This window comes from Cyclobacteriaceae bacterium, from assembly GCA_030584025.1.
GTDB lineage: Bacteria > Bacteroidota > Bacteroidia > Cytophagales > Cyclobacteriaceae > UBA2336.
The window spans coordinates 2,664,050-2,684,184 of sequence record CP129487.1 but is presented as its reverse complement, the minus strand read 5'-3'; the positions used below and the strand labels follow the sequence as shown (position 1 = coordinate 2,684,184).

General features: G+C 44.5%; 15 protein-coding genes. 6 read left to right on the top strand and 9 right to left on the bottom strand.

Annotated features, from left to right (window positions below):
- Nucleotides 1–10 precede the first annotated feature (10 nt).
- The 4 genes from QY309_12000 to QY309_11985 all read right to left on the bottom strand — a co-directional run bounded on the left by QY309_12000 (nt 11) and on the right by QY309_11985 (nt 8,308).
- The gene (locus QY309_12000) at nt 11–2,401 is read right to left on the bottom strand and encodes an ABC transporter permease (protein ID WKZ58587.1); all 2,391 of its coding nucleotides are present in this window, start codon (nt 2,399–2,401) and stop codon (nt 11–13) included.
- A 24-nt stretch (nt 2,402–2,425) separates the two neighbouring features.
- Nucleotides 2,426–4,876, bottom strand: a complete 2,451-nt coding sequence (locus QY309_11995; GenBank protein WKZ58586.1) for an ABC transporter permease — start codon at nt 4,874–4,876, stop codon at nt 2,426–2,428.
- Between the two features lie 131 nt (nt 4,877–5,007).
- Nucleotides 5,008–6,969 (bottom strand): KUP/HAK/KT family potassium transporter, encoded by a 1,962-nt coding sequence (locus tag QY309_11990; GenBank protein ID WKZ58585.1) that lies wholly within the window; start codon nt 6,967–6,969, stop codon nt 5,008–5,010.
- A gap of 34 nt (nt 6,970–7,003) precedes the next feature.
- Complete coding sequence (locus tag QY309_11985; GenBank protein ID WKZ58584.1) at nt 7,004–8,308, bottom strand: NAD(P)/FAD-dependent oxidoreductase; 1,305 nt, start codon at nt 8,306–8,308, stop codon at nt 7,004–7,006.
- A gap of 206 nt (nt 8,309–8,514) precedes the next feature.
- On the opposite strand from QY309_11985, the gene QY309_11980 reads away from it, so the two are divergent.
- Nucleotides 8,515–9,258 (top strand): hypothetical protein, encoded by a 744-nt coding sequence (locus QY309_11980; GenBank protein WKZ58583.1) that lies wholly within the window; start codon nt 8,515–8,517, stop codon nt 9,256–9,258.
- 86 nt (nt 9,259–9,344) lie between these two features.
- On the opposite strand, the gene QY309_11975 is transcribed toward QY309_11980, so the two are convergent.
- The 3 genes from QY309_11975 to corA all read right to left on the bottom strand — a co-directional run bounded on the left by QY309_11975 (nt 9,345) and on the right by corA (nt 12,413).
- On the bottom strand, nt 9,345–10,310 hold the full coding sequence (locus QY309_11975; GenBank protein WKZ58582.1) for a calcium/sodium antiporter: 966 nt from the start codon (nt 10,308–10,310) through the stop codon (nt 9,345–9,347).
- Between the two features lie 68 nt (nt 10,311–10,378).
- Nucleotides 10,379–11,371 carry a calcium/sodium antiporter gene (locus QY309_11970; GenBank protein WKZ58581.1) on the bottom strand — a complete coding sequence of 331 codons (993 nt, stop codon included), beginning with the start codon at nt 11,369–11,371 and terminating at the stop codon, nt 10,379–10,381.
- Nucleotides 11,372–11,399: 28 nt separating this feature from the next.
- Nucleotides 11,400–12,413 carry a magnesium/cobalt transporter CorA gene (gene corA / locus QY309_11965; protein ID WKZ58580.1) on the bottom strand — a complete coding sequence of 338 codons (1,014 nt, stop codon included), beginning with the start codon at nt 12,411–12,413 and terminating at the stop codon, nt 11,400–11,402.
- 115 nt (nt 12,414–12,528) lie between these two features.
- Here corA and QY309_11960 point away from each other — a divergent pair, with 115 nt between their 5' ends.
- Complete coding sequence (locus QY309_11960; protein WKZ61703.1) at nt 12,529–13,503, top strand: polyprenyl synthetase family protein; 975 nt, start codon at nt 12,529–12,531, stop codon at nt 13,501–13,503.
- 115 nt (nt 13,504–13,618) lie between these two features.
- Here QY309_11960 and QY309_11955 read toward each other — a convergent pair whose 3' ends face one another.
- A complete protein-coding gene (locus tag QY309_11955) occupies nt 13,619–14,086 on the bottom strand; it encodes a hypothetical protein (GenBank protein WKZ58579.1) in 468 nt (155 codons plus the stop codon).
- 94 nt (nt 14,087–14,180) lie between these two features.
- Nucleotides 14,181–15,635, bottom strand: coding sequence for a thioredoxin-like domain-containing protein (locus QY309_11950; protein WKZ58578.1), 1,455 nt, complete (start codon nt 15,633–15,635; stop codon nt 14,181–14,183).
- A 160-nt stretch (nt 15,636–15,795) separates the two neighbouring features.
- Here QY309_11950 and gldA point away from each other — a divergent pair, with 160 nt between their 5' ends.
- From gldA to QY309_11930, 4 genes are read left to right on the top strand one after another with little or no spacing between them, the layout of a single operon-like run.
- Nucleotides 15,796–16,722 carry a gliding motility-associated ABC transporter ATP-binding subunit GldA gene (gene gldA / locus QY309_11945; protein WKZ58577.1) on the top strand — a complete coding sequence of 309 codons (927 nt, stop codon included), beginning with the start codon at nt 15,796–15,798 and terminating at the stop codon, nt 16,720–16,722.
- A complete protein-coding gene (gldF, locus tag QY309_11940; protein WKZ58576.1) occupies nt 16,719–17,447 on the top strand; it encodes a gliding motility-associated ABC transporter permease subunit GldF in 729 nt (242 codons plus the stop codon). The genes gldA and gldF overlap by 4 nt, the downstream gene beginning before the upstream one ends.
- A complete protein-coding gene (gene gldG, locus QY309_11935) occupies nt 17,441–19,123 on the top strand; it encodes a gliding motility-associated ABC transporter substrate-binding protein GldG (GenBank protein ID WKZ58575.1) in 1,683 nt (560 codons plus the stop codon). The genes gldF and gldG overlap by 7 nt, the downstream gene beginning before the upstream one ends.
- Nucleotides 19,120–20,055 (top strand): hypothetical protein, encoded by a 936-nt coding sequence (locus tag QY309_11930; protein WKZ58574.1) that lies wholly within the window; start codon nt 19,120–19,122, stop codon nt 20,053–20,055. Before gldG ends, QY309_11930 begins: the two co-directional genes overlap by 4 nt.
- Nucleotides 20,056–20,135: the final 80 nt, after the last annotated feature.

Here is a 20,135-nt window from a genome sequence, read left to right as displayed (position 1 = left end):
GTTTTACTGATTATTCGTTTCGTAATGCGTTTACCGGATTGGCCAGCGCGGCTTTAAGTGCCTGGAAGCTAATGGTGAGTAATGCAATGAGTATGGAAGCTGCACCGGCAGCAATGAAAATCTGCGGGCCGATTTTAATGCTGTACTGAAAATCCTGCAACCATTTTTGCATCACAAAATAGGATGCGATGCTGGCCAGCACAAAGGATATAATAATGAGTACAATAAACTCGGCTGACAGCTTGTACAAGATATTTCCATTGCTGGCACCCAATACTTTGCGAATGCTGATCTCCTTCTGGCGTTGCTCGGCCGTAAAGGCAGAAAGCGCAAATAAGCCCAGGCCCGCAATGATCATGGCCAGCACCGTAAAGTGTGTAAACATGTTGGCGAAGGCTTGCTCGTTTCGGTATAGGTTGGCGAATTGCTCATCCAGAAATGCATATTCGAACGTTGTTCCGGAGTTTATGTTCTTCCAGGTAGTTTCGATAAAGGCAATGGTACTACTAATATTTTCAGCATTTACCTTAATCGCCATGGAAGGGTTGTTGGTATTGTACACCATGAACAAGGGCTCAACCTTGTGCCGAATGGTGGCAAAGTGAAAATCTTTCACCACACCTACTACGGTGTAGTACGTTACGTCTGTTGCCGGGTTCGGTCCCGATTGCAACCCGATTTTTTTACCTACAGCATCATGCCATTCCAGCAGACGTGTCATTTCTTCGTTGATGATGATGGAGAGGGAATCATTATAATCCAATGAAAAGTTTCTTCCGCTGGCCATGTCCATGCCCAGGGTAGGAATAAAATTCTCATCGATAGCCATTATGCTTACGATAAAATTGGTTTCGTTGCTGAAGCCCTCGGGCTGAATGCCTGTGCGGCCCAGTTGTTGACCAATTCGGGTAGAGGAGGAGCCGACCGATAGCACATCGGTATTGCGTTGAAGTTCTGTTTTGAGTGCAGTTGCGTTAGCTAGGTTTTGTCCGTTTTGCGCCAGGGTAATGATTTGATCACGCTTATAACCCAAATCGGCTGTGTAAATGAAATTCATTTGTTGATACACAATGCCTGTACCCACCATTAAGGCAATGGAAATGGTGAATTGCAACACCACGAGCGCTTTGCGCAAACGCGTTCCACTGGCGGAATTTTTAAATGCACCTTTTAATACCACCACCGGCTTAAAGCCGGATAATACAAATGCGGGGTATAGGCCGGCCACCAACCCCACCACAATGATCAACCCGATAAACACGGAAATATTTTCGGGTTGGAGGATGACACTCGCATCAGCAAAGCGTTGGTAAATGTTGTTTAGTGTAGGCGTAATCATGAAGACAAGCACCAAAGCAAGAATACCGGCCAATGCAGTAACCACTATGGATTCAGTAAGGTGTTGTCCGATAAGTTGTGCGCGCACAGCACCGATTACTTTGCGCATGCCCACTTCCTTGGCACGCCCGGTTGATTTGGCGGTAACCAGGTTGGTGAAATTAACGGCAGCCAGCATGAGGATAAGCCCAGCAATAATGGAGAGCACATACACATTCAATACATCCGATTTGTTGGCGTTACTTTCGAAGAGAATTTCTTTTGAGTGCAGGTGAACCTCCGGCATCGGTTGAACAACCGGTGTAAAGAATTCAAACGCGTTGTTCTTTTTCGCAATGGCCTGGAGTTTAGGATTCAGCTCATCCGGGTTTGCCGGGCGATCCAGTAGTAAATAGGTGAACTGGTTAATGCCCTGCCACGATTGCAAAAACTGACGGTAGCCTTCTTCATCTTGCGAAGGTGTCATGGAACGCAATAAGTCGAATTGAATGTGTGAATTTTTAGGTGGATCGGCTACCAACGCCACCACGTGTAAATCCAGGTTTTGATTGAGGCGTACCACTTTGCCAATCGGGTTTTCCTTTCCGAAAAGCCGTGTTGCTAATGTTTGGGTGATGGCAATCGTGTTGGGTTCGTCCAGTACACCTTCTTTTTTTCCATCAATAATTTTAAAATCGAAAATCTCAAAGAACGAAGATTCCGTGCGGAAACCGGCATCGCAACGCAACAGGTTATCTTCATAACTCAGGTCGAGTCTGCCGCCACCGCTGATGCGCGCACTGTTGATCACCTCAGGAAGTTCTTCTTCCACAGCAGGTCCCAATGCAGGTTGCGTTACCCCAACCAGTTTACTACTCACGCCTTCCGCACTGTCGATGGTGAGCACGCGTACAATGTTCTTGTAATTTTTATGGAAGGTGTCGTACGACAGATCTTCCTGAACAAACAGGTAAATGACCAATGAGGCTGCGAGTCCGAATGCCAGACCGGCAATTTTAATGATAGAATATCCTTTCTGCTTCAGCAGGTTTCGGATGGCAATAAGAAAATAACTTTTTAACATATAGAGATGGTGTATGAAGTTAGGTTATTCGTTACGCAAGGATTTTACCGGGTTGGCCATGGCTGCTTTAATGGATTCAAACCCAACAGTCAACCAGGCAATGGCCAGAGAAATGATTCCGGTGATGATGAACACCACGACATTCAATTCAATTTTATACGCGAATGACTGCAGCCATTTGTTCATGGCATAATACCCAACAGGTGCTGCGATTACGAGTGCGATGATGATCAAAATGACAAACTCTTTTGATAACATACCCACGATGCTGCTCACAGAACCGCCTAGTACTTTTCGAATACCGATTTCTTTCACCTTGCGTTCGGCTACGTAAACCGATAACCCATACAAGCCCAGGCAGGAAATGATGATCGCTAACGTGGTAAACACAAAGATGATTTTTGAAACACGCTGGTCGTTTTGATATTGACGCTTTACGCTATCGCTTAAAAAGTCAGCTTCAAATGGAGTACGCTGAACCAGCTCCTTCCATTTTACTTCCATTTGCTGGATGATGTGCTGGTAACTTTGCGGACTTACGGAAGCAATGATGAAATTATAATTCTCCCGACTAGCCGGAATCCAGAAGATTAGCGGAGCAATCGATTCATGGAGTGAAAATTGGTGGAAGTCGTCAACCACCCCAATAATTTCATGGGTAAAGGTTTGTCCTTGCCATTCGGAAAGCAATTGGGTTCCCAGTGCTTCTTCCAATGGAATATTCAGGGTTTGCAGACTGGCTTTGTTAACCATGATTTTACGGTTGGGGTTCTCCCAGGAAAAACTATCGGTCTCATATACCGGAGTTCTTCCGGCCAGTAATTTGATGTCGAGCAGATCGAAATAGTTTTCGTCAACTACCGTGTTGCGGTGCATGATGCCACGATCTTGCGATGAACCTTTCGGGTAAACAGCAAAATCACTTAGCATGGGTGTGGAAGGTAAACTGCGTGCTGCAGAAATCTTCTCAACACCACCAATCTGAGCAAACGAATTTTTTAATTGAAGATACTGTTGCTTGGCCTCATCGGTACGCAGGGGAATCATGATTTTGTATTCCGGATCAAACCCCAATGGCTTGCTTTGAATAAAGTTCAATTGCCGCTGAATGATGACAATGGAAGAGATTAACGTGATGGAAATAACAAATTGAAATACCACCAAACCCTTCCGTAAGAAGTTTGAGCTTCCGCCACTCAGGCGTTTATCTTTTAAAACAATAGCGGGCTGAAATGACGACAAGAAAAATGCCGGATAACTTCCTGCAACCAACGCAGTAACGATACCGATAAGCACCATGATACCCAGCACAAAGGATAGGTTAATGGATTGAAGGCTTAGTGCCTTCTGGGTGAGATCATTGAAGAAGGGCAAGGCTATTTGCACAATAATCAATGCTAAAAGCAAGGCCAATAAAACAATGGTCATGGATTCGCCTAGAAACTGTCGGATAAGATTTTGACGTGTGGCACCTAATGATTTACGCACGCCCACTTCACCAGCACGCTGCGAGGCCTTGGCGGTTGTCAGGTTCATGAAGTTGATGCAGGCTAGTAGTAGAATAAATACACCGATTGATCCGAGGATGTAGATGTATTCGATATTATCGGCTTCAGCCATGCCGAATGAATTTTGAAAATCGGAGTGGAGATGAATTTTATCCAACGGCTGCAGGTGCATCTCTTTGTGTAAGCCTGCATTTTTCAAATCTGCGCCTGAGTGTTTTTCAATCAGCGCAGGAATTTTTTCGTCTACCGTATTGGGTGATGTATTCGGTTTTAGCTTCACATAACTGTTAATGAAATTTTGCCAAGCCCATGTAGTTACCGAGTTGATGTAATCACCCATGGGGTGACCATTCATGCTCATGTAAAAGGATGCATTAACATGCGAAGGTTTGGGATTTGGTTTAAGTACACCACTGATAAATAACGTATCAGTAAACTGACCACTGCTGATGATAATGGGTTTGTCCAACGCTTCTGTTTTTCCAAAAATCTTTTCGGCCAGTTCAGCCGTAACCACAACGGTGTTGGGGCGATCAAGTGCCGTGAGGGGGTCACCTTCCTGAAATTCAAACGAGAACACATCGAAGAAAGTGGAATCGGCCAGGTAACCCATCTTTTCATAAAACAGGTTTTCTTCATAGCGGATGAGGTGTTGCTCCACTTCCGGAATGGGGACGAGGCGGGTGGCCGTTTCTACTTCAGGAAATTCCTGCGCCAATGCCATGGCCACCGGAGGGGATGTGCGGGGGAAGGATTCTGAATTTCCATCGCGGGAGAAAACGCTGTAAATGCGGTAAATGCGTTCATGATCAGTAAAATGCTGCTCGTAACTAAACTCGTCATGTATATAGAGTACCAGCAACACGCAACACGCCATGCCCACTGCAAGCCCCCCAATATTGATGAAAGAGAATGCTTTGTGCTTGAGTAGGTTACGAATGGCAATGGCTAAGTAATTTCTGAACATGGTGCTTAGGGATTTACACCTGCCCCTTACTAAATTCTTGCCATCCTAAAAACTATGAAAGCGGGTTGAATTTGGCCTTTTCTGGAAGTTTGAACGGTCAGTACTGAACATGATTGTCCGGTATCGGGCAATTATCGCTCGTCTTCCCGATCGCGCTTGATCTTGACGATAGCGGGCGGCCCAACCTGTATGGGGGCCTTTTCCAACTCCAGGTTGGCGGCCTCAATACCGTAGTGGGCTTCGGTTGACAAGCTGAATTTTTTCAACAACCGGTACCCCTGAATAATCAACCGATCGAAGTTCGATATCTCGCTATCGGGTGAGGCCCACGATTGAATGATCACAAATTTGAAATCTGCCGTCTGGCTGTATTTATGTAACGAAGGGTACGGGCTGATCAAATCGATCTCACCGTTATCGGCCATTTCGTGTACAATCTTATTGAACAATAAGTTGATGCGGTGATCGGCTTTAAATCCGAGTTTGATACGCACAAAGAAACACTTCTTCGGAATGATGGTGTCTACCGAGTACTTGCTGGTAAACGGACTATCAACCGTATCGATATGCAGGAACCAATACACATCGGCACGTTTGGGTCGTTTGCGGAACATCGAATAAATAATGTTCGAGTCGATATACCGCTTACTATCAGCTACCGCCAGAAATACCAGGTTGGTAGATTCCTTGGGTATGGTTTCATCAGACTGAAGATCTTTGATCATCTCCACGTAATGTTTCAAGTCGACAAACTCAGTATGCCGTGTGCGCAACCTGCGGGCGCGCAATTGAACGAACAATACCAGGAAGAGAGCACCAGCAATGATGAACGCAAACCAACCACCATGACTGAATTTACTTAGGTTGGAGATGAGGAACATAAACTCCAACGAAAAGAAAAGCAAGGCCAACCCGATGGCACGCACAGTTGATTTTCGTGAGAGTGAAAAATAATATACCAACAGCGAAGTGGTCATCAACATGTCAATGGTAATGGCTAGTCCATAAGCACCTTCCATCGCTGCCGACTCCTTGAAGTACAGCACTACCAGAATACAGCCCAGCATTAAAATCCAATTGATAGAGGGAATATAAATCTGTCCTTTAATCTGGCTCGGGTAACGCACACGGGTCATCGGCCAGAGTTTGAGTTTCATGGCTTCGTTCACCAACGTAAATGTTCCTGAAATCAACGCCTGGCTGGCGATGATAGCGGCCATGGTGGCGATGGTAATGCCGAAAGGTAAAAACCACTCCGGCATAATGGCATAAAATGGAATTTGGTTACCCAGCACGTCACCTTCGTGCTGCAGTAACCACGCTGCTTGTCCGAAGTAGTTCAGGAGCAACGCTGTTTTTACAAAAGCCCATCCAACACGAATATTTCCTTTACCACAGTGACCCAAATCAGAATACAACGCCTCAGCACCCGTAGTACACAAAAACACCGCACCTAAAATCCAGAAGCCTCCGGGGTATTGTGCAAGTAATTCAAATGCATAAACCGGATTGATGGCTTTGAGCACCATTGGATTTTGAACCAGTTGAATGGTGCCCAATGTACCGATGGTTAAAAACCAGATGGTCATGATCGGTCCAAATGTCTTACCAACAACCCCTGTTCCGAATTGTTGGAATACAAAAAGCCCGATGAGAATAACAATAACTATTTGAATGATGGGCAAATCAGGATTGAAGATTTTTAAACCTTCAACTGCGGATGACACACTGATGGCGGGTGTGATAAATCCATCGGCAATCAACGTGGCACAACCGATAATGGCTGGATAAACTACCCAACCCGCTTTGTACCTGCGCACCAACGCATACAAAGCAAAAATTCCACCTTCACCCTTGTTGTCAGCATTCAAGGCCATGTAGATGTACTTGATGGTAGTTACCAGTGTGAGCGTCCAGAACACACAGGAGAGGCCCCCAAGTATTAACGCTTCTGAAAGTTCATGCTGGCCTGCGATGGCGCGGAACACATAGAGTGGTGATGTTCCGATATCCCCGTAAATAATACCGAGCGATATGAGTACACCGGCAGCGGAGAGAGGAGTTTTGTGTTTATGGTAAGATTCTAAAGCCATTACCTGTAGAACGAATGTACTAAAAATATTTGCATCAGGTTATTCCTTCCTTGTTTCTACTGATGATCAATCGGTTACTTTTGTCGTATGAAAAGTAACTGACAAACCAGGTGAACATGACAAAGAATTTATTGCGGAAGCCGATGATGTACATCAAATGCACAAACATCCACACAAACCACGCGAAGATGCCTTGAAATTTCAATCCCTTGATATCCACTACTGCACGGTTTCTTCCGATGGTTGCCATGGTTCCCTTATCAAAATAGGAGAAGGGCTTCATTTCTTTTTTGGTCATCAACCGTTTCAGATTCTTTGCCAACAGTCTGCCTTGCTGAATGGCAGGCGGTGCCATCATGGGATGACCTGCCGGGTATCGCTCATCGCCCTCCATCACTGCAGCGTCACCAATGGCAAAAATATTATCGTAGCCGGTTACTTTATTATAGGCATCAACCCGAATTCTTCCGGATCGATTGACTGCCCCATCGTTCAATCCTTCAATGGGTTTTCCTTTCACACCGGCAGCCCACACCATGGTTCTCGAAATCAATTTTTCACCGGTGTTGAGCATCACTTCGTAACCGTTGTACGATTTCACGGCACAATTCAGGTGAACTTTAACGCCCATGTTTTGCAAATATTCCAGTGCTTTTTCTGACGCATCTTTCGACATGCCATTGAGTAGCCGCGGGCCGGCTTCCACCAAATGCACATCCATGTGGGTGAACTCCAGTTCTTTATAGTCTTTCGGGAAAACGTGCTTTTTCAATTCAGCCAAAGCGCCTGCCAACTCCACACCGGTTGGTCCACCGCCAACAATCACATAGTCCATCAGGCTGTTCATCAACTCTACATCATCCGTAAGTAGTGCCATTTCCATGTTACGGATGATTTTATTCCGCAGTTGAATGGCATCTATGATGCTCTTCATGGGGATGGCGTGTTCCTCTACATCTTTCAATCCGTAATAGTTGGTAGCAGCTCCATTGGCGATTACCAGGTAATCGTATTTGATGCCACCGATCGAGGTTTCAATGTAGTTTTCTTCCGGTTTGATGGAGATCACCTCACCCATGCGGAAGAAGAAGTCGTGTTGTTTGGCAAAGCGTTTCCGGAAAGGAAAAACGATGGAACTGGTTTCCAGTCCTGAGCTGGCTACCTGGTATAATAAAGGTTGAAACGTATGGTGGTTATACCGGTCGAACAATACAACCTGTGCTTTGGCATTTCGTAGCCCTTTGGCTACTTCGAGGCCACCGAATCCTCCTCCGATAATGATTATCCGGGGTTTTCCGAGGTCGGCAATACGCGTACGCGCGGTAGTTGGGTTGGACATGAAATCAGTGTGGCGGTCCGTAAACGGGGTCAAATTTAAGCGGTTTATGGTAGGGTAAAAACACAATCGAATAAAGTTATTTATCCCTGACGGTTTTGTTTAACGTGCTGACTTTATGCTTAAAAAATAATATGCATTCGCAACCGATTGAATCGTGCAGACGTGTATTTTTGTATATACCTAATACCTTTAACGCATACCCTTCTATGAAAAACTTTCTTTGGGCTATTCCCGCAGTCGCGCTGCTAGCATCATGCGGTGCAAACGAAAAAGCAGATCTTCAGGCACAAGTTGATTCCTTACGCGTAGAGTTGGAGACCTCACAACGCATGACGAACACGCTCATGGAAGTTGGGGTGTTGATGGACTCCATTGATGCGAACCGTCAATTGTTGCGCATTAACATGGTGGAGGGAACCACTTACGATGACTACACATCACGCATGAAGGATCTGAACAAGTATGTGAAGGATACCGAGAAAAAAATTGCTGATCTGGAAAATGCGTTGAAGAAATCGCAGGGAAGCGCATCATCGTATGCACGCCAACTCAAAAAGTTAAAAAGCGATTTGGAGTCCAAAACCAACGAAATTGTTGCCTTGCAAGAACAAGTAGAAAAGTATCGCAACGAAAATCAGAACCTGATTAACCTGGCAGAGTTGCAAAGCGCTGAAATTGCCGATAAGGAAATTCAGATATCTACAAAAGAGCAAGAGCTGGCATTGATTGAAGCACGCATTCAGGAGTTGATGATTCAATCGAAAGTAAGTGAGGCTGATGCTTACTACGCACGAGCAATGGCTGTTGAAGAAGCGGCAAACCGTACCAAGCTTGCGCCACGTAAGAAAAAGGAAACCTTGCAGGAAGCGCTCGAACTGTATAGGAAGTCGCTTTCATTAGGCAAGCAGGAAGCGCAGGCAAAGATTAATGAGATAGAGAAGAAACTCTGATCGATATCGATGCTAACAAAAATGTCACACTGAATTTCAGTGTGACATTTTTTTTGTTCACGATTTTAATGGAATCTGTTAAAACTTCAACCTTCCAATCCAATCAGGTAAACCGTATAAACAATATACCCAATAAACAAGATCACGGCCTCCCACCGGTCAAGCTTGCGCGTATTCAGCGTGAACATAAAAATCATCAGCACAACGGTGGCAGCAGAGAGCACGTAAATATCAAAGTTTAGTGCAGTATTAAAATTGATTGGATTGATCAATCCGGTAACACCCAATATCAAGAAGATGTTGAAAATGTTTGATCCCACCACATTGCCAATGGCGATGTCGGTGTTTTTACGATAAGCTGCAACTGCCGAGGTGGCCAGTTCAGGCAGTGATGTGCCTGCAGCCAAAATGGTAAGCCCGATTAACTTCTCACTCAATCCGAAATGTTGGGCCATCAATACGGCATTGTCTACTACAAGTTTTCCGCCACCGACTAACATCACCAATCCCAATACAAAAAGGCCGGTCGATTTCCAATTGCTATAAATTTTAATTTCCGTAGTCTCCTCATAATCACTGGCCTGCTTCATGGTGCGATAGATGTAGAATAGAAAGAGGCAGAAGAAGCCAATCAAAATAAAGGCATCCAGTCGGCTAAGTACATTTGGTTCGCTGCCCCACAACCGGAAATCGTTTACCAACATGTAGAGCACAAGCGCAGCAAAGAGGGACATGGGCACTTCGTATGAAACGGTTTTCCGCTGAACAACCAGGGGGTAGATCATTCCGGAGAGACCAAGAATCAATAATAAATTGAAGTTGTTACTACCGATTACATTACCAAAAGCGGCATCACTTTTTCCGCTCATTCCTGAAATAACATTCACGACCATTTCCGGCATGGAAGTGCCAAAAGCCACAACCGTAAGGCCAATGGCCAGGTTGGATACATTAAATTTTTTGGCAATGGAGGAGGCGCCATCCACAAGAAAATCTGCGCCCTTTATTAAAATAACGAAACCTGTAAGGAGCAGAAGTATAGCCAGACCCATAGATTTTGCTTGGTAAAACTTTTAAATATAATGGAATATCAAGCCAATTGTAAAAGGCTCTGTCAGAATTAATTTCGGATGATCAGGTAATAGGTATATCCGATGTACATCAGTAGAAAAATAAAGGCTTCCCAGCGGTCTACCTTATTGCGGTTAAGGGTAAACATGGCCAGTAACAGGGCCAATGTGCCAATGCCCAGCACATACAAGTCAGTGTTCAGTACGGCATGTTCCAGGTGTGTTTCATGCTGATGGGCCGGGTATTCAATGGGGCTGATAATGCCGTTGATGGCTAAAATCAGGAAAACGTTAAAAATGTTCGATCCCACCACATTACCAATAGCAATGTCGGTTTGACGTTTTAATGCGGCCACAACGGTTGTTGCTAATTCCGGTAGCGATGTGCCTACAGCCAAAATGGTAAGGCCAATTAATTTTTCACTCAAACCAAAACGCTGGGCAATACCTACCGCATTTTCAGTAACCAGGTATCCGCCACCGATCAGCATCGCAATGCCCCCAATTACCATAATCACTGAAATACCGGTTTTGTATTGTTTTATGGATTCTCCCTCGGTATCGTCTGTTTTGGTTTTTAGCGAGCGGTAGATGTACACCAGAAAAATCAGGAAACCTGTGAAGAGAATAAGGGCATCCATGCGACTCAAAAAATTATTGGATTCACCCCGAACCACCTGGTCGTTCACCAACAACCACACAATGAGAATACCCGATAGTGAAAAAGGTACTTCATATTTCACAGATGATTTTTGAACAACCAATGGATAAATCAATCCGGTTACGCCCAAGATGAATAACAGGTTAAATAGATTACTGCCAATGATGTTCCCGAAAATGGCTTCGTTTCTTCCGGCTGCTGAGTTGATGATGTTCACCGTCATTTCAGGGGCAGAAGTGCCGAATGCAACAACCGTTAATCCAATAACCAACGTAGAGACATTAAACCGCCTGGCCAGTGATGATGCTCCTGCCACCATAAAGTCAGCACCTTTGATGAGAACAGCAAAACCTATAATGAGCAGAAGAATGTTCAGGAACATGAATCAATGAATTTACCGAATCTCAAAGTTAAAACCATTTCTTAAACCGGAAATAGACCAACATGCCAATGGCCAGCACGAGCATGACCCCCCATATGAACGGATAACCGTAGGTCCATTCCAGTTCCGGAAAGTGCTTGAAATTCATGCCATATACCCCAACAATGAAGGTGAGCGGAATGAAAATGGTGGAAATGATGGTGAGCACTTTAATAACCTTGTTCAGTTGGTTGTTCTGCGTATTGATGTGAATGTCCATCAGGCTTGAGGTGAGATCCTTATAGGTATCAAGTGAATCCAGTAAGTGTACAATATGATCGTAAACATCAGCGAAATACCGGAGATTCTCCTCTTCAATAAAGTCACTTTTATCTTTAATCAGTTTTGAGAGTGCATCGCGCAATGGGTAAACAGCTTTCCGTAAAAAAATTAGCTCTTTCTTTAGTTTTTGAATACGCTGAAACGTGTGTTCCGATTCGTTTTCACTCAGGTTATCTTCGATTTCTTCGATTTGATTTCCGATGGCATCGAGTATGTTGTAGTAATTGTCAACAATGATATCAATAAGCCGGTACAACAGGTAGTCGGCTTTCTTTTTTCGTACACGTCCCTGGTCAAGTCGGATACGTTCCCTGAAAAAATCGAACAAATCACCTTCCTTTTCCTGGAACGAAATCAGGTAATGATTACCCAGTACGAAACTGATTTGCTCATATTCAATATTTTCACCGTTGATACTATACAGCATTTTTAAGGTGAAGTAAAGGCAATCATCGTATTCCTCTGCTTTGGGTCGTTGATCGTTCAATACGTCATCAATCAGTAACGCATGCAGGTTAAAGTGTGCTTGCAGTTTATCGGTAACGGTTGTATCAAACAGCCCATCAACATTAACCCAGTTAACCCGCTCAACATTGATTTTTTTGAGTAGCTCATCCAGGGTAAGTCCATCGGTTTTTTCGTAGTAATCATGACTATAGCTGATTAGCTCCAGGATTACGGATGACGATGTGCTACGAACTTCTCCCGGTGTGTGCGACATGATGCGTGTGTTGATTTAAGCTCATCCAATATAGTATCCGAAACGGGATTTTTTACCTTAAAAGGCCGTAAATCCTATTTTGAAAGCCCTTTTGGGCATTGTATTATTGTGCCCAATGGCGCTAAAGCTGGAGGATATCAAGGCACCGATCGTCCGTGAAATGGACGAATTCGAGCAGAAGTTCCGGGATTCGATGAAAACCCGGGTCATGCTGCTTGACCGCATCATGAATTACATTGTGAAGCGGAAGGGAAAGCAGATGCGCCCCATGTTTGTTTTTCTTAGTGCCGGAACGTGCGGATTGATTAATGACTCCACTTACCGCGGTGCCGCCTTGATTGAATTGCTGCACACCGCCACACTGGTTCACGATGATGTGGTGGATGATGCCAATTACAGACGCGGTTTTTTTTCCATTAATGCTTTATGGAAAAACAAGGTTGCTGTATTGGTGGGCGATTTCCTGCTCTCAAAAGGGTTGCTGCTTTCAGTGGAAAACAAAGATTATCACCTCCTGAATATTGTATCGAATGCGGTTCGTGAAATGAGCGAAGGCGAGTTGATGCAAATGGAAAAAGCCAGGCGATTGGATATTACAGAAGATGTGTATTATCAGATCATCCGGCAAAAAACGGCATCATTGATTGCTTCATGCTGCTCAGTAGGTGCCAGTTCGGTTGGTGCCACTGAAGATGCCGTGCAAACGATGCGCCTGTTTGGTGAAAAGATTGGTATGGCTTTTCAGATTAAGGACGATTTATTCGATTATGGTGAAGCTGAAATCGGAAAACCGTTGGGTATTGATATAAAAGAAAAGAAGATGACGCTTCCGCTGATTTATGCGTTATCAAAAGCAGGGTGGCTGGAAAAACGAAGAATCATTAGCATTGTTCGGAATGAAAGTGAAAAGCCAAAGAAAGTAAATGAAGTGATTGCGTTTGTGAAAAAATCCGGTGGCATTGAATATGCCAATGCAGTTATGGAGAAGTATCACCAGGAAGCATTGCAACTTCTTAACATCTTTCCGGAATCCGACTATAAGAAATCATTGATTCAGTTGGTACAATTTACAATTGAACGAAGCAAATAATCCTGACAGTTGATGCTTGTCGTGCAATCCTGTTAAAATTCCTTCACATGATATAAATGAAGAACCCTGCCGTAGCAGGGTCCCTCGGATCTATAACCTAAACCTATAAGAGGTCTTACAAAGCTGGAACGCGGTTTCTGCCCGCTTCCAATACCGCGTAATCTTTCCATTCGCGATAGCTGTCTGGGTCGAGCGTTTCAATTGCCGATCCGGTTCCATCTGGTACGAAGTTTCCTTCGTTGCTCCACCACTGTTTGGCGAGCTCTTTAGCTTCACTTTTATCTACTTCAAAAAGATTAATGCACGAATCAGAAATGATCCAGGGCTTTTCAATGCTGCTGTATTTTTCAAAAATCAGGTTGCGCATTTGTGTGCCGTTGGGCTGGTTGTTGAAATGCGAAACCGTGTACGACATGGTTTCAGGTTCGGTCATCACCATGTCCCAGTACTTCTTCGAAGCAATTACCTGTGAGGTTGTTAACAGGTAGCCAAAGCCATTTTCAATCGGCTCACGCGTAATCGGGCATTTGGCTTTCAGCTCTTTTTTGGGCGATTTTCCCAGCAGTTTGTTGAAGAATGTCATGATTTTTTCGTCCTGTTTGTACTATAGATACTCCGATACCCCGGAATAGTTGCATATAGGACGCAAAAAATCTCAAAAAGTTACAAATGGCGCTTTACGGTGATGATTTGCCCGCTTGCTGCTGCTTCTGGAAGCGTTCATAATTGGTGAAAAAGTTCTCCAGCCGGTCAGCAGGAATCTTCTTGGCGATGATTTTCTTCTTTTCATCCAATATGAACAATGTGGGCGTAGTCATGGCATCGTACAAATCGTGGTATGAACCAACATACGAGCGCGGACCGTTCACCGTAATCCATTTCATGTTCATGGTTTTGATGTACTCCTTCATTTTTTGCATGGAAGTATCTGCACTTACGGCATACACCTCTACATCAAAGCGCGTTTTGTTTTTGGTATAGAAGTCAACCAATTTTGGGGTTTCTGTTTTACAGTGTCCACAATCCGGATCAAAGAAATAAACAATGGTGAATTTGTTTTTGATTTTGTACAACTCTTTGGGTTGAAGCGAAGCATCCTGCATGATCAGGTTCGGTGCAGTTTTGCCAATCAGACTTTTCCGCAGGTTATCGGCATGGTCTTTCAGGTTTTTCTTCAACTTGTCATTAGCCCAAAAATTCATCTCACCCGATGCGAAATATTTGTCGTTCAGGTGCACGAAGATTTCATCCAACCCCATATACTCAGGTGTTTGGTATTTCAACATTAAGGTCCACACCAGGTATTTGTAGGTTTCCTGATTTTGCTTCGCCTTGGCAATCATGGGTTCAATGGCTTTTTTCACCGAGTCAGCCTGTGGCGGAAAAAGCTTGTCGAGATATTCGTTTACTTTTTGACTGTAGATGGGCTGCGGCAAACGAATCAACGCATCATCACCCAGGTCGAAGTAATCAAAAAAATGTTCGCGATAATACCGGAGTTGAAAGGTTGAATCGATTGATCCGTCTGCGCGTTTTGGCGGCTCGGGTATATCAATGCGTTTGGTACTCTTCAATAAGCGGGCGGTCATGGTTTTTGGGTGTGCCTTGATCAGTTCGTTTTGATAGGCCATCACCTTGTCGTTTACTTTACCGAATGATTCGCGCGCAGCTTTTTTCTGGTTCTCATCTTTTATTGTGCTGTCCTGAAGAATCTTGATAAACGGATCGGCTTCTTTGCCACGTTCCATGTTGAAACGCAGGTTTTCAAAAAACAGGCGGTTGTCGTCATCATTTTTCACCACCATATTTTTCACATAGTCCTCAGTTGATGTTTCAAGTGTAAAGTGCTGGTTGTTTCCTACCACCAGATCAAAAAGGCGTGTTTTATCCAACACCACAAAATAAATCCCCTGAGGTAGCGCCTGGGCCTTTTTAAATTTGAATTGTCCGGCAGCATTAACCCGGGCTGTATCGCGCACATAGGTACTTTCTGCGTAATAATACCCCAGGTATACCGTTGTATCTTTCAGTCCGTTAATCTTGAAGTTCAGTTCATAACCCGGCTTTTGCTGGGCCAGACCAATAATCGATGTACATAGTATTATAAGGAGTGTACTAATCTGTATGCGCATAACCATCTGTTTCAGCATTCAATATTATTACTATTTCGGCTTTGAGGCAATTTGTATGCCGATAACCTTCATTCGCTATGCATGGTTCCCGTAACCCCTGTTATGTGTTTCCATGCATTCATTGCACCGTTTATTTTTATAGTTTTGTGCCCCGTCAACTATGTCGTTAACCGTTCAACACCTTACCCGATTTTACGGACAGCAGCGCGCTGTGGATAACGTATCGTTCTCCATCAAGGAGGGGGAGATTGTAGGTTTTCTCGGACCTAATGGTGCAGGTAAATCCACGACCATGAAAATTGCCACTACATACTTGCCTCCCTCGGAAGGTACGGTATGTGTAGGTGAGTGGGATGTTCAGCAAAATCCTATGCAGGTGAAACGCATCATCGGGTATTTGCCTGAGCACAACCCATTATACCGCGACATGTATGTGCACGAGTACCTGCGCTTTATTGGCAGTTTATATGGATTGCGGGGGCAGACGTTGAAGCAACGTGTGAATACCATGGTGGAGCAATGCGGCCTCACGCAGGAGCAACACAAAAAAATTGACATGCTCTCGAAAGGCTATCGTCAACGTGTTGGTCTGGCACAAGCGCTCATTCATGATCCACAGGTGTTGATTCTGGATGAACCCACAACCGGACTTGATCCGAATCAGTTGGTGGAGATCAGAAGACTCATCAAAGAAGTGAGCAAAAACAAAACGGTTGTTTTCTCCACGCACATCATGCAGGAAGTGCAAGCCCTGTGCGATCGGGTGATCGTGATCAATAAGGGTAGGGTAGTGGCTGATGATTTATTACAGAACCTGGTGCGCGGTGGCGCAGATTCCATAATAATTCAGGTTGAATTCGATCGGACTGTGCCGGTTGATGACTTGCGTGCCTTAACAGGTGTGGCAAGTGTTGATGTGATTAGTGATACCACCTTTCGGATTATAGCTGAGCAAGCCAAAGATGTGCGTCCAGAAATTTTTAAATATGCTTCCGAGAAATCGGTTTCGTTAATCGGACTCAAGCAGGAAGAAAATTCCCTTGAGCATGTTTTCAGACTGTTAACTTTACCTGACACGGAAACATGATCAGTATATTATCGCGCGAGTTTAACGGATTTCTGAATTCACTGATTGCCTACATGGTAATTGGTGTGTTCCTCACAGCCATCGGGTTGTTGATGTGGGTATTTCCGGAAACTTCCGTGCTGGAGTATGGCTATGCCGATATGGATACGTTGTTTTCGCTTGCACCATACGTGTACATTTTTTTGATTCCGGCCATCACCATGAAAAGTTTTGCAGAAGAAAAGCGTGGTGGAACGATGGAATTACTGCTCACGCGGCCGCTTTCTGATTGGGATATTATTCTGGGAAAATATTTTGCTTCTTTCTTATTGGTTGTATTCTCCATCCTGCCAACGCTGGTGTATTATTTTTCTATTCGCGCACTGGGCGATCCGGTGGGCAATGTAGATACTTCCGGTGTGATCGGTTCATACATTGGGTTGATTTTGCTCGGTGGAGTATTTTGCTCGGTGGGAATTTTTGCTTCCTCCATTACACCCAATCAAATCGTTGCCTTTATCGTGGCTGCGTTTTTAAGCTTCCTGCTGTTTTCCGGGTTTGATTCCCTCTCGGCACTAAATACCTGGTCTTCCTGGGTGTTGGTGATCAAGCAGTTCGGTATTTTATATCATTACGAATCCCTTGGCAAAGGCCTGATCGATAGCCGTGATTTGATTTATTTCTTCAGCGTGGCTTTCATGTTTTTGTTGCTCACCAAAACGGTAATCGGTTCGCGGTCATGGTAATGAAAAGCAAAAAGACAGGCGATTTTCTTTTACTGGCCAATGGCTTGGTGTTGGTGATTTTACTTAATCTTATTGCTGCCGATAATTTTTTTCGGATTGATCTTACCGAAGAGAAGCGCTATTCCATAAAACCCCAAACACAGGAATTGTTACGTGATCTTACCGATGACATTTATGTGGAGGTTTACCTGGAAGGTGAGTTAAATGCTGAATTCAGAAGACTGCGTAATGCCATTCGTGAAGTGCTGGATGAGTTCAGAATATACTCTGGTAATCGGGTGAAGATATCCTTTGTAGATCCAACCACAGCCATGAGTCAGCAGGCACGCAATGAATTTATACAGGATCTGGCGTCAAAAGGTGTTCAGCCTACGCGTGTGGTAGAACAGAAAGACGGACAAACTTCTGAGAAACTCATTTTTCCGGGAGCTGTAATTGCTTATGGTGGAGCAGAGGTTGGCGTAACCTTGCTGAAGGGGAACAAAGCACGAACACCGGCAGAAGAAATCAATCAATCCATTGAAGGGCTTGAATATGAATTTGCTAATGCCATTTACAAACTCACCAATGTTGATCGTAAGCGAATTGGCTTCATTCATGGTCATGGCGAATTGGATAGTTTGTTTATCGCAAGTTTTAACAATGCATTGCTGGATGTTTATGATGTGTACAAGGTGAACCTGCAACGCAAGCAAGCGCTAACTGATTATGATGCCTTAATCATCGCAAAACCCACCCAACCTTTTTCAGAGCATGACAAGTACAAACTCGACCAGTACATAATGAATGGTGGCCGTGCGTTGTTTTTGCTTGACAGACTTGAGGCTTCCATGGACAGCGCTTCACGTGAGGATTATTTTGCGTTTCCTTACGAATTGCGCCTGGATGATCTACTCTTTAAATATGGTATCCGCATTAATGCCGATTTGGTTCAGGATCGCAACGCAGGATTATATCCGGTTGTTACCGGCCAGCAAGGATCAAGGGCGCAAATGCAACTGATGGACTGGCCATTTTTTCCGTTGATTAACCGGTATGCTGATCATTCCATCACCCGCAACCTCGATGCCGTGATGATGAAATTTGCCAGCAGCCTGGATACCGTTAAAGCAATTGGTATTGCTAAAACACCATTGGCTTTTACATCGGAGTATTCGAGGTGTGTAAACGCACCGGTGCCGGCAAGCATCAATGAAATCAGAAGGAATGTAAAACCGGAATCTTTTTCGTCTGGAAATATTCCGGTTGCTTATTTGCTGGAGGGAAAGTTTACATCCTTGTACAAAAATCGGTTTTTGCCTGAAGGGATTAGCCAGGAAAGCTTCAGGGCAGATGGGGAGGAAACAAAACTAATTGTGGTTTCGGATGGAGACATTGCCCGAAACGATGTAAATCCCCGCACCGGCAATCCGCAGCAACTTGGATTGGATCCGTTTACCAATTACACATTTGCCAACGAAGAATTTTTAATGAATGCGGTAGCCTATTTGGCTGATGAGAATGGCTTAATAAAGACCCGTTCAAAAGAAGTAAAAATCCGACCGCTTGATAAAGAGAAAATTCGGGTGGAGAAAACGAAGTGGCAGGTAATTAATCTGGTTTTGCCGGTAGTGTGTTTGATTTTGTACGGAATACTTGCGGCATACCTGAGAAGAAGAAAATACAGTAAGGCATGAGCGGAGCAGAAAATAGAAACCGGAATTTATTGATCTCGCTTTTAGTGCTTAGCGTAGCCACGCTTGGTTATTACTGGTATTCGCAGCGTGATCGCTCCGGAGTGAATAAGGCGTTGTTCCAGATTGATCGATTGGATGAAGTGGATCAGGTGGTGCTGACGAGGGGATCCGATGAGGTTGTGTTGAAGTTTGACGGTACGCGTTGGCTGGTGAATGATGAGATTGCTGATCGCAACCTAATTGATGTGTTGTTTGCAACGCTTCAGCAGGTGCAGCCGGTACGACCACTTGCTCAGGCACTGCAGGACTCGGTTAAACAACACCTGCAAGCGGAAGCTGTTCAGGTGCGAGTGCTGGCGGGTGAAGAAGTATTGAAGACTTTTGTGGCCGGAGGAAATGCGCGCAAAACACAGGCATATTTTTTTCAGCCCGATGAGGACGTTTACCTGGTGACCATTCCGGGCTATCGGGTTTATGTTTCAGGGATTTTTGAACTGGATAAAAATGGCTGGAAGGACAAGCACGCTTTCCAGATCAACTGGCGTAATTTTCAAAGCCTGAGTGCAAGCTTCCCACGGTCACCTGCGGATAATTTTAATGTGCGTTTTAAAGACGGCTTTTTTCGCGTGGACGAATTACCGGAAACGGATACCACACGCTTAAACGACTACCTGGATGCTGTGTCATTTTTAATGGTTGATTCATACATTTCAAATAAAGCTATACTCGACAGTCTTGGCTCTGCTTCGCCTACGATGACCATTTCGTTGCGCGATGTAGCCAACCGGTCATTCGTGCTCAGCTTGTACCCCGATCCGCGTGAGCCATCCAAAATCCTGGGCATAACTGACAGCACCCAGCTGGCCTGGTTCGACCGCAGACTTCTGGAGGGAATCCTCAGAACACGTGATCACTTTGCTCCTAAAAAGTAGGGCTTACTGGCGTAAAAAGTGAATTTTGACGCGTTTCCAAAATTGCCTTTTCTTTATAACTTTACCGCGTTTTAATACTA

Excerpts from the sequence above, each read along its gene's own strand:
- QY309_12000 (WKZ58587.1), bottom strand. The coding sequence starts at position 2,401 with ATGTTAAAAAGTTATTTTCTTATTGCCATCCGAAACCTGCTGAAGCAG.
- QY309_11995 (WKZ58586.1), bottom strand. The coding sequence starts at position 4,876 with ATGTTCAGAAATTACTTAGCCATTGCCATTCGTAACCTACTCAAGCAC.
- QY309_11990 (WKZ58585.1), bottom strand. The coding sequence starts at position 6,969 with ATGGCTTTAGAATCTTACCATAAACACAAAACTCCTCTCTCCGCTGCC.
- QY309_11985 (WKZ58584.1), bottom strand. The coding sequence starts at position 8,308 with ATGTCCAACCCAACTACCGCGCGTACGCGTATTGCCGACCTCGGAAAA.
- QY309_11980 (WKZ58583.1), top strand. The coding sequence starts at position 8,515 with ATGAAAAACTTTCTTTGGGCTATTCCCGCAGTCGCGCTGCTAGCATCA.
- QY309_11975 (WKZ58582.1), bottom strand. The coding sequence starts at position 10,310 with ATGGGTCTGGCTATACTTCTGCTCCTTACAGGTTTCGTTATTTTAATA.
- QY309_11970 (WKZ58581.1), bottom strand. The coding sequence starts at position 11,371 with ATGTTCCTGAACATTCTTCTGCTCATTATAGGTTTTGCTGTTCTCATC.
- corA (WKZ58580.1), bottom strand. The coding sequence starts at position 12,413 with ATGTCGCACACACCGGGAGAAGTTCGTAGCACATCGTCATCCGTAATC.
- QY309_11960 (WKZ61703.1), top strand. The coding sequence starts at position 12,529 with ATGGCGCTAAAGCTGGAGGATATCAAGGCACCGATCGTCCGTGAAATG.
- QY309_11955 (WKZ58579.1), bottom strand. The coding sequence starts at position 14,086 with ATGACATTCTTCAACAAACTGCTGGGAAAATCGCCCAAAAAAGAGCTG.
- QY309_11950 (WKZ58578.1), bottom strand. The coding sequence starts at position 15,635 with ATGCGCATACAGATTAGTACACTCCTTATAATACTATGTACATCGATT.
- gldA (WKZ58577.1), top strand. The coding sequence starts at position 15,796 with ATGTCGTTAACCGTTCAACACCTTACCCGATTTTACGGACAGCAGCGC.
- gldF (WKZ58576.1), top strand. The coding sequence starts at position 16,719 with ATGATCAGTATATTATCGCGCGAGTTTAACGGATTTCTGAATTCACTG.
- gldG (WKZ58575.1), top strand. The coding sequence starts at position 17,441 with ATGGTAATGAAAAGCAAAAAGACAGGCGATTTTCTTTTACTGGCCAAT.
- QY309_11930 (WKZ58574.1), top strand. The coding sequence starts at position 19,120 with ATGAGCGGAGCAGAAAATAGAAACCGGAATTTATTGATCTCGCTTTTA.